Origin of the sequence: Streptomyces sp. NPDC002742 (assembly GCF_042888885.1) — a bacterium.
Taxonomy (GTDB): Bacteria; Actinomycetota; Actinomycetes; order Streptomycetales; family Streptomycetaceae; genus Streptomyces.
This window is the reverse complement of record NZ_JBIAQF010000001.1, coordinates 313,266-326,675: the sequence shown is the minus strand read 5'-3', so window position 1 is coordinate 326,675 and position 13,410 is coordinate 313,266. Positions and strand designations below refer to the sequence as shown.

8 protein-coding genes and 1 pseudogene are annotated in these 13,410 nt (G+C 70.8%); 5 read left to right on the top strand and 4 right to left on the bottom strand.

Translation table 11 applies throughout. The features are described 5' to 3' along the window. Positions 1 to 1,335 carry an alpha/beta fold hydrolase gene (locus ACFYW8_RS01410; protein WP_389065686.1) on the top strand — a complete coding sequence of 445 codons (1,335 nt, stop codon included), beginning with the start codon at positions 1 to 3 and terminating at the stop codon, positions 1,333 to 1,335. A 211-nt stretch (positions 1,336 to 1,546) separates the two neighbouring features. Here ACFYW8_RS01410 and ACFYW8_RS01405 read toward each other — a convergent pair whose 3' ends face one another. The 3 genes from ACFYW8_RS01405 to ACFYW8_RS01395 form a co-directional block, all read right to left on the bottom strand. Further along, positions 1,547 to 3,832 (bottom strand): M4 family metallopeptidase, encoded by a 2,286-nt coding sequence (locus ACFYW8_RS01405; protein ID WP_389065681.1) that lies wholly within the window; start codon positions 3,830 to 3,832, stop codon positions 1,547 to 1,549. 630 nt (positions 3,833 to 4,462) lie between these two features. After that, positions 4,463 to 6,001 (bottom strand): MFS transporter, encoded by a 1,539-nt coding sequence (locus ACFYW8_RS01400; protein WP_389065677.1) that lies wholly within the window; start codon positions 5,999 to 6,001, stop codon positions 4,463 to 4,465. Positions 6,002 to 6,293: 292 nt separating this feature from the next. After that, positions 6,294 to 6,467 (bottom strand): CsbD family protein, encoded by a 174-nt coding sequence (locus ACFYW8_RS01395; protein ID WP_261706029.1) that lies wholly within the window; start codon positions 6,465 to 6,467, stop codon positions 6,294 to 6,296. Between the two features lie 179 nt (positions 6,468 to 6,646). Between ACFYW8_RS01395 and ACFYW8_RS01390 the strand changes: the two are divergent. Continuing rightward, positions 6,647 to 7,159: pseudogene (locus ACFYW8_RS01390) on the top strand (DUF5709 domain-containing protein); the annotation flags it as partial. 503 nt (positions 7,160 to 7,662) lie between these two features. On the opposite strand, the gene ACFYW8_RS01385 reads toward ACFYW8_RS01390, so the two are convergent. Beyond that, positions 7,663 to 8,973, bottom strand: a complete 1,311-nt coding sequence (locus ACFYW8_RS01385) for a DUF6348 family protein (RefSeq protein ID WP_389065670.1) — start codon at positions 8,971 to 8,973, stop codon at positions 7,663 to 7,665. 553 nt (positions 8,974 to 9,526) lie between these two features. Here ACFYW8_RS01385 and ACFYW8_RS01380 point away from each other — a divergent pair. From ACFYW8_RS01380 to ACFYW8_RS01370, 3 genes are all read left to right on the top strand, one after another. Beyond that, the gene (locus ACFYW8_RS01380; protein WP_365873594.1) at positions 9,527 to 9,703 is read left to right on the top strand and encodes a CsbD family protein; all 177 of its coding nucleotides are present in this window, start codon (positions 9,527 to 9,529) and stop codon (positions 9,701 to 9,703) included. A gap of 872 nt (positions 9,704 to 10,575) precedes the next feature. Then, the gene (locus tag ACFYW8_RS01375; RefSeq protein WP_389065662.1) at positions 10,576 to 11,292 is read left to right on the top strand and encodes a GvpL/GvpF family gas vesicle protein; all 717 of its coding nucleotides are present in this window, start codon (positions 10,576 to 10,578) and stop codon (positions 11,290 to 11,292) included. Between the two features lie 225 nt (positions 11,293 to 11,517). Next, positions 11,518 to 13,170, top strand: coding sequence for an alkaline phosphatase family protein (locus ACFYW8_RS01370; protein ID WP_389065658.1), 1,653 nt, complete (start codon positions 11,518 to 11,520; stop codon positions 13,168 to 13,170). The last annotated feature ends 240 nt before the right edge of the window (positions 13,171 to 13,410 follow it).

The window sequence follows — 13,410 nt, the reverse complement described above, 5'->3', positions numbered from 1 at the left end:
GTGCTCACATCCGCCATACGTCTCGTCCGCTTCACCGGACGCTTACTGCCGGCCCTGGCCGCCGTCGCGATGCTGGTCGTCGCCTTTCTCGCACTGATCGTCCTCACAGACGGGGCAGGCTCGGGGCTCGCCGCATGGTTGACGACCCTTGGAGCCGGGGCTGCCCTCGCCACGTGGCGGGGTCGGCGCCGCACTTGGCCGACGCGGCTCGTGCCGTTCCTGCCGGTGGTTGTCGCGGCAGCATTGACGGCGGCGGTCTGCGTTCCGGCCGTGCCGACGGCCCGGCGGTACCCGCCCGCCCCGCCGTTCGTGACTACGCAGCACTGGAGCCTGTCCACCGGCAGCCGGGTCGCGGTGTATCACTACCCGCCCGCGAACCCCGGCACCCGGCATCCCATTCCGTTCGTGTACCTCAACGGCGGACCGGTCCGTGGCATCTCGGTGCTCGACCACCGGTTCCTGCAACTCCTGGCACGCCAGGGTTACGACGTCTACGCCTACGAACAGGCCGGTGGCGGACGAAGCGACCTGCTCCCCATGGGCCAGTACACGATCTCCCGGTCGGCCAGCGACCTCGCCGCCTTCATCGACCGCCTGAGCAAGGGCAGGGTCGACATCCTCGGATTCTCCTCAGGCGGGACCACGCTCACCCGAGCCCTGGCCGACCCGAGCGTCGCCGCACGCTTGCACCGGGCGATCATCGCCGAGCCCGGTCCCATGGACGGCCCCACGGCACACATCACCGGGCACAAGGGCCGAAAATCCGCACGGGGCCTCGCGCCGGCCATGACCGGACCGCGATCGACACACGTCCCCCGGTACGCCGTGGCATTCGGCCTCATGCGCCTCGGACTCCTCACCCCCGACACCGGACTGATCGGACAGGCCGAAGGCGACAACGCCTTCACCGCCGCGGACCTCGGCAGCGACACCGCATCCGCCTACTGCGCGCGGGACGCGCACCGCATCCCCGCCGAGGACAGCGCACAGAACTTCTCCTTCAGCCCCGCCGCCAGCCTCCGTATCCAGCAGACGGTCAAGGATTCACCCTCCATCGCCTCACAACTGAGGCAGTCCCGGACCCCCGCGATGCTGATGATCGCCGAGTGCTCCTCCCAGCTCCGTCAATGGGAGACCGCCATCCTTGCCGATGACCCCGCCGTCCAACGCACCCAGTACATGCCAGGAGTCGGACACCACATGTGGAACGGCCTCGACGACAACAACGACCGAGCCGCCGCCGTCATCACTGCGTTCCTTCAGGACAAGCCGGCACCCCTGCCGAACTCCCCGACCCGCGACGAGATCCCTACCTTCCTGCGCGATCACAAATGACGACGTTGCAGCCCGTCACCGGCAACGGCAGGCGAACCCTCGAAGCCGTCCGGGCCCTGCGCCAGGTACCGCTGGAGACGACCTCTTGGTCCGGAAAAGCGTCCGGGGACGCCCGCCGTCGCAACGGCGGGACGACCGCGGGCACTCGGCGCAAACAGCGGGCCCGCCCGGACCGCGAAGGCGGTCCGGGCGGGCCCGGTTCAGTCCCGCGTCAGGGCGTGATCCGCCACTGCTGGATGTAGCCCACGTCGATCGACGCGAGGTCTTGGACGCGCAGCTTCCAGGTACCGTCGACCGGCTGCGCCGAGGCGTCCACCGTGAACGTCTGGTCCACGTTGTCGGCCGAGCCCCCGCTGCGGTTCAGCAGCGAGTACACGGTGCCGTCGGGGCCGACGAGGTCGACCTTCAGATCACCGCGGTAGGTGTGGACGATGTTCACGTAGACCTCGGTGGTCGCCGAGGCGTTGCCGGGGCGGCCCGTGATCGTGATGGGCGACTCGACCGCCGGTCCCACATCGGGGATGTCCACGCGGGTGGCGTTGGCGTAGATGTACGCGATCCGCCATTGGAAGGCCACCGACACGGCCGCGCCGGTGCCGTCGGTCACCGTGACCGTCGTGTCGCTGGTCCCGATCGTGGTCGGGACCCCGGAGATCAGCCCGGTGTCACTGATGGCCAGGCCGTCCGGAAGGCCGGTGGCCGTGTAGGTCAGGCCGGCGCCGGTGTTGGTGGTGTACGCGTTCACCTGGAGGGACACCTCCTGGCCGACCCCCGAGGTCTGGTCGGCGACCGGGGCGATGTTGACCCCCAGGGCGACGCGGTCGCCGACGTTGATGCCGGCCCAGGCGTCGGCCACGGCCAGATATGTGCCGCTGTAGGCCCCGAAGAGATCGGCCGCGGCCTGGAGGGTGGCGACCCGGGCACCGGCGTAGTTGGTCGTCGACGTCATGTACGTCGTCAGCGCGCGGTACCAGATCCGGGCCGCGTTCTCGATGCCGATTCCGGTCACCGGCAGGCCGTCGTGGGTCGGGCTGTCGTACGACACGCCGTTGACGGTCTTCGGGCCGCTCCCCTCGGAGAGCAGGTAGAAGAAGTGGTTCGCCGGTCCCGAGGAGTAGTGGACGTCGATGCCGCCCAGCGAGGAGTCCCAGTAGTCGCGGGAGGAGCCGTCCCTTGAGGGCTTGTCCATGTAGCGCAGCGGTGTGCCGTCGCCGCGGATGTCGATCTTCTCGCCGACGAGGTAGTCGGGGACGTCGGCGGCCAGGTTCGCGTGGAACTCCACCGCCGCGGCGAAGATGTCGGACGTCGCCTCGTTGAGGCCGCCGGACTCTCCCGAGTACGTCAGGTTCGCGGTGGCGCTGGTGACGCCGTGGCTCATCTCGTGGGCCGCCACGTCCAGCGCCGTCAGCGGCTTGGCGTTGCCGGAGCCGTCGCCGTAGGTCATGCAGAAGCAGCTGTCGGACCAGAAGGCGTTGACGTAGTTGCTTCCGTAGTGGGCCCGGCTGTAGGCGGCCACACCGTCGTTGCGGATGCCGTTGCGGCCGTAGACGTCCTTGTAGTAGTCCCAGGTCGCGGCAGCTCCGTAGGCGACGTCGACGCCGGCGGTCTGCCGGTCACCCTGGGTGCCGTCGCCCCAGACATCGTTGTCATCCGTATAGAGGGTTCCGGTGCCGGAGGTTCCCTGGTTGAGGTCGTAGGTGCGGTGCCCCGCGCGGTCCGCGTCGACCAGTTGGTACGTCGATCCGGCCGGAGTGGTGGAGAGCGGCACCGTGCCCACGTACTGGCCCGTGCCCGTGCCGGTGTCCACGCCCTCGTACCGGGAGGCGACCTTGCCGGTGGCCGCGTCGGTGACGACGTGCAGCTCGCTCGGCGTGCCGTCACGCTGGAAGCCCTCGATCACGGACTCCCAGGCCAGGACCGGGCGGGTGCCCGCGGCCCAGACGACGAGCCGGGGTGTCCCGTCGACCCGGGCTCGCCCGACGGCCGCGTTCCTGCCCGCCGTGAGTGCCTTCGCCGCGGCGTCGGCGGCGGTGGTCCTCGGCTTGACGCTCGGCACGGCGATGGAGGACCGACTGGCCTCGGACACGGTGCTGCGGCCGTTCCTCAGGTGTTCGACCAGGTCACCGCCGACCACCGGAAGTCCGGCGAAGGTGCGCTCGTACCGCGTGTGGGTCGTACCGTCCGCGTCCTGGACGACGTCCTTGACGACGAGTTTCTCCCGCGCTCCGAGTCCGAGCCGCTTCGCGGTGGCGCCCACGGCCGCTCCGGCGCTCCTGATGAGGGCGGTACGCCTGGCGGGCGACAGCGGGACCTGGGCGGCACCGGACCGGGGCTGGGCGACGATCTTCGCAACGCTCCTGCCGGGAACGGGGTCCACGGCGGCGGACGCGGAACCCGGCTGGACGGCGAGGGCCAGTAACGAGCTCGCGGTGGTGAGGGCGAGGGCAGCGGCGCGTCCGCGCCTACGGGCGGAAGGGTGTTGCCGGTTCAAGGTCATCTCCTTCTGCGGGGGGTGGCCCGGGTGGAGACCCCGGGCGCCCGGACCGGCGGGGTACGGCCGGTCCGCGGGGAGCTGGGCTGGAACGAGCGCCGCAGGAAGTGCCCGCACGAAAGCGCTCGCGGACTCGGCGGCGCGTGGATCGTGAGGGGGCGGATCGTGAGCGTGCGAATCGCGAGGGTGCGGGTGCGCCGATGGGGGTGAGCTCGGGAGGGTGCGCTCGGGACGGTGAGCTCGGGACGGTGCGCCGATGAGGGTGATGGGCGGGGGGTGACGGACGGGGGTGACGGGCGGGGGGTGTGAACGAAGCGTGAACGTTCGACAGCAGAGTGACATCCCGGCGATGGTCTTGTCATGGAGGCGACAAAACATCGGCTTGAACTGACCATTGCCTACCGCGAGTTCTTCGCCTCTGTCAGACCTTTTCCGACCCTGTGAGATGGCTGTGAGCGCGGCTGCCATCGCCGACGCGCACGGCCCGGCATCGGTATGTCCCCTGGCGGAGAAGGGTGCGCTCGGAGGGCCCCGAACGCTCCGCTGCCCGGTGATTCGGCGACTCGGAGTCGTTCGGCTGCTCGGCCGGTTCCGGTGGACCTGTCCTCCGAGGATCGACCCGCGGAGGGCCGTCCCTCAGCGCCGACTCGCGCGGGTGTGGCCGTGCGAGGGTTCAGGTGGGCAGGGTGGAGGTCTGCGGTCGCGCAGCCAGTCGTGAACGGCGAGGCCGAGGGCGCCGAGGATGAACACGATCCCGGAGCCGATGGCGATCACCACGGCGGAACGGTAGTCGTGACGGCCGGTGCCGAGCACCACGTAGAACAGACCCGGCAGCGCGGCCGTACCGACGGCGCCGCCGAGCCGTTGGGCCGTCTGCAACGCGCCACCGGCCGCCCCCGCCATCCGCACCGGCACGTCCCGCAGTGTCATCGTGACATTGGGCGAGATGACGCAGCCGCTGCCCAGCCCCCCGACGAACAGGGCTGGAGCCGCGAACCACAGGGCGGTGTCGCCGGGAGCGAGGCCCAGCACCAGCACCGCTCCGCCCAGCCCGGCGGCGACGGCCGCCAGACCGCAGACGGTCAGCAGCCGGCCCAGCCGCTCCACCAGCCGCCCGGCCACCACCGCCGCCGCGGCCGAACCGATGGCGAAGGGGGTCACCGCGAGTCCTGAGCGCAGGGGGGAGTAGCCCTGACCGTTCTGGTAGTAGAGGGCGAACACCAGCCACACCCCGCTGAACCCCACGAAGTACAGGGCGGCGATGGCCGCCCCGGCCGCGTAGCCCCGCGTGCGCGTCACCAGGCGGGGATTCAGGAGCGGCTGACCGCCGCCCGCCGCCAGCCGTCGCTCCCACCGCGCGAACGCCACGAGGAGGCCCAGCCCCACCGGGAAGAGCCACCACAGCTTCCGTATTCCGCCGGACTCCGCGAGGACCAGTGGAAGCATCACCGCGAGCACACCGCAGCCGAGCAGCAGAACGCCCCGCAGGTCCAGTCGTTCGCGGCGGCCCGGTGCGACCTTGGGCAGCAGACGCGCGCCCAGCAGGAAGGCGACGGCTCCGACCGGTACGTTCACGTAGAAGATCCAGCGCCAGCCCTGGGGCCCGTCGGCGAGCATGAGGATCAGCCCGCCGATGACCGGACCCACCGCGCTGGAGATACCGACCGTGGCGCCGAAGAGCCCGAAGGCCCGGCCGCGCTCGGCTCCCCGGAACATCTGCTGGATGAGGGCGGAGTTCTGCGGTGCGAGGCAGCCGGCGGCCGCGCCCTGCGCCAGCCGGGCCAGGACGAGGAGAGCGATGGTCGGGGCGGCGCCCGCCGCGGCACTGCACAGGACGAAGGCGGCGAGCGCGGACAGGAAGATCCGCCGGCGGCCCACGGCGTCGCCCAGGCGTCCGGCCGTCACGAGAACGAGCGCGAAGGTGAGGGCGTAGCCCGAGACGACCCACTGGATGGACGGGGCGGTGGCGTGCAGGTCGCGCTGCATCGAGGGCAGGGCGACCGCGACGATGGTGACGTCGAGCAGGCTCATGAACCCGGCCGCCAGGGTGACCCACAGGGCGCGCCATCGCCGCGGATCGGCGCCCTCGGCCGCCGCCGGCGTCCTGTCCCCGCGTGCGTCCGCGTGCGTGTCCGCTCCCACGCCAGGGGCTCCTCTCCACCGCTCCCCCACCATCCTCGGCCCGCGCGGGCATCCGGCAACACGAGATCCTGCGGCTCACCCCGAGTTACGGGGCCTCACAGCGCGGCTCACCGCGAGGGGCGGTCGGGCGCCGTCCGCGGCAGGGTACCGACGATGATCGCCGCCGACACCCGGTCCTCGGTCACGATCCGCGCCAGTACGGCCACCGGGACGACCACCGCGAGCCCCTATGGGGACATGGGCGTGGGGCCCGTTCTCCGGAACGGACCCCACGCCGTACGGTCGAAATGACGAACGACCGCACCGACTCCCTGAGCGTCGGCTGTCAGCCCTTGAAGACGTCCTTCGTCTTCTCCTTGGCCTGCCGCGCGTCGCCCTTCGCCTTCTCGGCCCGGCCCTCGGCGGTCATCCGCTCGTTGCCGACGGCACGTCCGGCCGCTTCCTTGGTCTTGCCCTTGGCCTGCTCCATCTTGGCCTTGGCCTTCTGCTCGCCACCCACGATGTCTCACTTCCCCATCACGATCGACTTCGGGTGTCTAGACATCGAGTGACCCGTCCGGCCCGCGCCAAACGTGAAGGTCGAGGATCAGTACCCGGTCGCTCGGTGACCCTCCGTGGTCGCGTGCGGCTCCGGCGTGCCGGAACGGGTGGGCTGGGCCAGCCTGGATACATGGGCCGATGACACTTCGATCCGTCCGGAGGGTCACGCCCGTCTTGGGCAGCCAGAGCGAGGACGACGTCATGGGTGATGAGGTCTACCAGCCGGGAGGCCCCGATGTCCGCGAGGACGAGGGCATCCTCGACCCGGAGGACACCCTTGAGGACCGGGGCTCGGACCCCTTCGACGAAGGGTGGTCGCCGCCCGAGCGCCCGCTCGCCGTGGACCATCGAGGCACTACGGCGCGCGAGCAGCGCGAAGGGGAGAGCCTGGACGAGAAACTGGCCGAGGAACGGACGGATCCGGCCCTGGAGGAGCCCGACGAGGACGACGGCACGGGCGGCCTGGAGGACGGTGAAGGTGAAGCCCCGGACGACGAGCTGGGTGTGGACCGTGCGGACCGGATCCTGGCCCTCGACGAGGGCGCCCACCAGGACGCCGAGCACGACATGATCGCCGAGGACGTCGGCTCCGACGGCGGCGGCGGGGCCTCCGCGGAGGAGGAGGCCGGCCACCTGATTCCCGACGACGACATGCCCGAGCGGATGCCGGACGAGGACGTGCGCCGGCCCCCGCAGGACGAGGTCCGCCGACTGCGCTCCGAGGCGGACACCGCTCCCTAGTGCTGACCCGCAGGAATTCGCGGAGGGTGTCGATCACGCCGTCCTGAGCGGCCTGGCGTCATAGGCGGCCGGCCCCCTACAGGGTCCGTGGCTACGTCGCGGCCCGCCGACAGCAGATCCGGCTGGAGGCCTGCAAGGGTGTGGCTGACGCGTTCGTCCCGCAGACCCACAGGCCAGGCGCCGAGGCCGACGTCGACTCCGGGCACGTCACGGTCAAGCCGGCCGGCGAGCTGGTCACCTGTTACTTGTTCGCGTTCCGGATGTCGTACTCGGGCAAGGCCGTCCACCGCATCTTTCTCTGCACTTCGATCGGTCGGGTGCACGGCGGGTGCTTGCCGTGGCTGCGGAGCGCCCAGCGCCCGTCCTACCGGGTAGAGCTCCGCGCCCTCGGGTCCGCTTCCCCTGCCGGCACCTCAGCTTGACGGCGAGCGGGGAAAGCGGTCGCCGAGGACGAGGGCGGCGGGCCAGGTCTCGCTCAGTACCTTGCTGAGCAGGGGGTGGCCGGACTCCAGAACCTCGCTGAGGCGGACGGAGCCGTCCTCGTTGATCCGTTGGCCGCCGAGGACGACGGGTGCGCGCAGGACGTCCTCACCCCAGGGACCGATGGCGTTGCACAGCAGGCCTTCGAAGCGGTGGCCGGCCAGGTCGTCGTCGTGGGCCCGCCGCACGAAGTCGTCGATCACGGCCGCCTGGAGGTAGACCCAGGCGAGGTAGACCACCGTGCGTCCGTCGTCCAGACGGATCGGGAGGCGGACCTTGAGGAAGTTGCCGACGCCCTCCGCGATGATGATCGCGCCCGTGTCGGACTCCACCCGGCGCTTGCGCTCCTCCTCCGAGAGCTCGGCGACCAGGTGGGGCAGGGCCAGGTCGAAGCCGGGGTGCTCCGGGTCGAGGTGGCCGCCGCAGTCGCAGGCGGCACCATGGGCGTGGGCATTTGGTTGTTGCACGGAGGCGGGAGCGAGATCGAGCTGGGCCGTCGGGTAGCTCGGCTCGCCCCCGCCCGTCGGTAGCGGAAGCAGCAGCGCGTAGAACCGCACTGCCGTGAACGTCGTCGGCTCGGGCAGTCCGAGCGCCGCCATCGCCGCCGAAGCGGCCTCGTGGCGCTCACCGTTGACGCGGATCTCGGCCTGCATCGCGCCGGGGCTACCGCCGTAGAAGACCTTGATGCCGTTGAAGAAGGGCGATTCCAGGTCCATAGTGAACGAGTCCGCGATCCGGCGCAGCACGTTCGCTTCCAGCAGCGCGCCCTGCAGCCGCCGGTTCTCGTCGACGTCGCGTCCGAGGCCGACCGCGCCGGACGTGATCATGTGCCAGCCGGGCACGCCGCGCTCGTCGTCGGGGCCCGCGTGGTCCGCGAAGTGCTCGCGGCGGTCGAGGAGTTCCAGCAGGCAGGTGCCTGTCGTCTGCACCCACGTGTTCGCTGCGTCCTGTGGATCGGCGGACATCGACACGACGCAGTCCATGAAGCACGGCACGTCCGGCTGGAGGCCGACGTCCGGTAGCGCGACGAGGTCGTAGTGGTGTCCGCCCCCGTGGTGCGGCGGGGCTACAGCCACGGCCCAACCTTGTGGGCTGATCAACGAGTTCCCCTTGAGCTGGGCTCCCTGCGTGACGCCGGGGGCGAACTCTTCGAGCCCGGCCCTCACCAGGGCGAGGAACTCCAGGTCGGGCAGCCGGTTCGCCGGCGGCTTCTCCTTGCGCGTACGACGTCGTATCCAGGACACCCGTGGATGGTACTGAGCCCAACCGACCGGGCAGCGCTCGGACCCGGGGCGGACATGCGGACACAGGGAGTCGAGGCGACGTACGGAGCCGAGGCGGACGTACGGAGCCGAGGTGACGGCTGGTCAGTCCTCACCCCTCACGATGTTCCACTCGGGTGCGAACCGCTCCGTGCGGGCCGTTCGGTCGGCCGTCGCCGGAACACAGGTCCGCGGACCGCTCTCTCGCCGACGGCGCGCCATGGCCCATCCCGTCTCGGGGCGTGTGGTCGTCCTGGTACCGATGTCCGCGGTCACGGCTCTTCATCTTCCTTCTCTGCTCGACCCCGGCTTCTTCTGTGTTCGGACCCTGCCGGGTCCGGCCTCTCCTACGGCTCCGGGCTGTCGGTATCGGGTCCCCCGCGGCCGCGCGGGGAAACCCCGCCGCACACCGCGAGGTGCCGGGCGCGGACGGACATGCCGGTTTGCGATGCCGTTCGCGAGGCCACACGGTGAGGAGGAGAGGCGTGGCCTGCCGCGTCGCGGCACGGAGCGCCCCGAGAGGACGGCGACGACGATGTTCAAGGGCAACGCGAAGGCGAAGCAGTTCAAGGGAAAGGTGAAGGAGTCCGTCGGGAAGGCGTTGGGCGACACGTCGGTGCAAAGAGCGGGGCGCCGTGAGCAACTGCGCGGCAAGGCCCAGGAGATGACGGAGAAGACCACGGCGCGCGTGCGCGGCTGGACCAAGCACTGAGCGTGGCTCTTCGGCATCCCGCCGACCGCGGTGGCGACGGACTCGGCCGGTTCGAGCGGCTCGCCGGGTCCGGGTCGAGGTTCACCGGTCGCCGGTCTTCTTCGCGGGCTGCGTCGGTCCGGTCTCCCACCGTCGCCGGGCACTTCACAGGGCTCGCCGTGGAACGGCTCCGCGCGGAGGACTAAACCTGGCGATCATCGGATCCGGTGGCTCAGGGATCACACACACGATCTTGGCGTGCCCCGCACGGATCCGGTTGCCGTCGGAGCACGCCGGCCCGCGACTCCCCCGGGCCGGCGTGCTCCGAAGAGACGGCCTCCGGATGCGGAGTCCGCAATCCCCGGTAGCACAAATAGCGCCTATATGATGGTATCGGGAGTTTCCCCCCAGGGTTGTGGCGTCCGCTGTTGTGGCGTCCGCCGCCACGACCGGAGACACCCTGCGGCGGCGGAACCCGCCGACCGGTCGTCGGACCGGCGACGACGGGCACCGCTCCCCATACGGGCAGGTCGACATACGGGCAGGTCGACCGGCGTGAGACATCACAGCCGGTGAAGGGAGGCCCCGTGACGGTGACGCCGCGGGCCGCAGGCGGTCACGCACCGGTGTTCCGGGAAAGCGCGGCCCATGCCGGCCTACCTCACCGGCCACCAAGTGGAATCGGGAGCACGGGGCGCACCCCAGGGAACCCTGTATGTCATCCCGGGGCGGTCGACCAGGCGGTTCCGAGGAGTGCCGACGGGCCGGGATCGCCGCGAGATGCGGGCCCGGGGTGCGACGGGGGCCAGGAGGAGACATCCACGCGAGGCCGGCGACCGGCCCGGCACTCCTCCCAGCGGGAGAGCAACACGTCTCACGCGGAGGAGTGAGCCATGGCCGTACACGTCTACTCGATCACCTTCAAGGACCATCCCCTACGCCTCGGCGATCTCGACGGCGTCGGCACACCGCCCACCCGGCTGCGCACGGTGAGCGCGGGCCCGCTCTGCGCGGTGGTGAGTGACGCGCCGGATGAGGAACTGCCGCTCGGACAACGGGAGTTCGGCGCCTATGAGGAGGTCCAGAAGCGGCTGATGGCGGACGGCACGGTACTGCCGCTGACATTCGGCTGCAGCGCCCCGGACGACGAAGCGGTCCGGTTGGCGCTGGAGGCGCGGGCGGACGAGTTCACGGACAGGCTGGGGCAGTTGGAGGGTTGTGTCGAGTACGACCTCAAGGCGTCGCAGGACGAGGAGATGCTGCTGGGTGAGATCCTCTCGGAGTCGGAGGCGGCCCGACGGCTCAACGACCGGGTCCGCGACGGCACGTCGGACCCCACCGCGGCTCCGCGGCTCCGCGAACTGGTCGCCGTGGAAACGCGTGCACGGCAGGAGGCCTTGGCTTCGGGAGTGATCGAGGCGCTCCGCCCGTTCGCCCGGGAGATCGACTCCACCCGGCCGGACGGAGCGGACTTCCTCAGCGTCTCCTTCCTGGTGAACGAAGAGCAGGACGAGCTGTTCCTCGCAACGGAGTTGAGCCTCGCCCACCAGATGGGCGAGGGCTTCGACTTCCGGCTCGACGGCCCGCTCCCTCCGTACAGTTTCCGCTGACGGAGAGGCCTTTGGGCCGCTGTGCAGCGACGCGGCCGACTCGGCCCGCCACGACACCCTGGCCGCTCTCCTCGTAGAACCACGGGCGGGGAAATCCAGCCCTCCTTGGCGAAGAACCGACCGCCCATTCCGTACGGGTTCACACATACGCCGTTTCCGGTACACAGGGCACGACTCTGATGGGTCCGCCACTCGCAGTTCACCCTGAATGCCCGGGAGACACGTATGTCCAGACGCCACGTCAGGTCCGCAGCAGTCTTTCTCACCGCCACCGGGGTCCTGACCGGGGTGACGGTCGCCCAACCCGCCGCCTTCGCCACCTCCCACGGCAGGGCCGACACCCGGCACGTACTGCTGATCTCCGTCGACGGACTGCACCAGTCGGACCTCGCCTGGTACGTCGCCCGGCACCCGCGGTCGGCCCTGGCGCGGCTGGTGGCCGGTGGCGTGGAGTACACCCACGCCAGGACCACCACGCCGTCCGACTCGTTCCCCGGCATGCTCGCCCAGACGACAGGCGGCGGCCCCGGCACCACCGGCGTCTACTACGACGACACCTACGACGCCGCGCTGCTCCCGGCCGGAACCACGGCCTGCGCGGGCGTCGAGCCCGGCGCCGAGGTGAATCTCACGGAGGGCCTGGACAAGAACCAGGCCTCCATCGACGCCGGACAGGGCCTCACCGGTCTGCCGGACGGCATCCTGTCGATGACGGGCAACCCGACGAGCCTGATCGACGCCTCGAAACTGCCGGTCGGCCCAAGGACCTGCGAGCCGGTCTACCCGCACTCGTACCTCAAGGTGAACACCGTCTTCGAGGTCGCCCGCAGCGCGGGCCTGCGCACCGCGTGGTCGGACAAGCACGCGGCGTACGAGATCCTCGACGGGCCCTCGGGCAACGGCATCCAGGACCTGTTCACACCCGAGATCAACAGCGACGCCCTCGGCTACCCGGCAGGCACCGACTGGACGAAGGACAACCTGGCCACCGAGCAGTACGACGGCTACAAGGTGAAGGCCGTCCTCAACGAGATCGACGGCTACGACCACGGCCGCTCCCACAAGGTCGGCACCCCGGCGGTCTTCGGCCTCAACTTCCAGTCGGTGTCCACCGCGCAGAAGCTGCCCGCCTCCGACGGCCTCAAGGGCGGCTACACCTCCAAGAACGTGCCCGGACCGCTGCTGACGAAGAACCTGGACTTCGTCGACGAGCGGATCGGCGCCCTGACTTCGGAGATCTCCGAGCGCCATCTGACCGGCAGCACCACGATCATCCTCTCCGCCAAGCACGGCCAGTCGCCCACCGACCCCGCCGCGCTCACCCGGATCGACGACGGCCCGCTGCTGGACGGCCTCGACGCCGCCTGGAAAAAGCTCCACCCGGCCGCGGGCGACCTGGTCGCGCACAGCGTGGACGACGACGCGATGCTGCTCTGGCTGACCGACCGCTCCAAGGCCGCAACCGAGTTCGCCAAGGCGTACCTGCTCGCCCGAAGCGGCACCGGCACCGACATCGACGCCGCGCCCAAGGCCTTCACCCGCAGCGGGCTCGTCAAGGTCCACGCCGGGAGCGCCGCGGCCCGCTACTTCCACGTCGCGGCCGGTGACGCCCGGGTCCCGGACATCTTCGGCCTCACGCAGTACGGCGTCGTCTACACCGGCGGCACCAAGAAGATCGCCGAGCACGGCGGCGCCCACTCCGACGACCTCGACGTCCCGCTGGTCGTGTCCGGCGCCGCGGTTCCGGACGGCGTACGCGACTCCGCGAGCGTGCGGACCAAGCAGATCGCCCCCACCATCCTGAGCCTGCTCGGTCTCGACCCCCGCTCCCTGAAGGCCGTGCGCGAGGAGCACACCGCCGTACTGCCCGTCCGCTGACCCCGTCGCGGTGCGCCCCGGCCGCGCAAGGACCGGTGCGCACCGACGCGGAGGAACGCGGACCGCCGCTCCGGACGGGACCGCGCCGCACCGGATCCGCCGCACGCGCAGCCGCCCCCCGGGGCACCTCCCGTCAAGCTCCGCCTCCACCGCCCGTATCCCGCGTTCATCCCATCTGTGATCCGTCCCCGCAGGTCACAGACGTGCGACCGTCCCGGCGTCCCAATCCGGGCAAGAGGA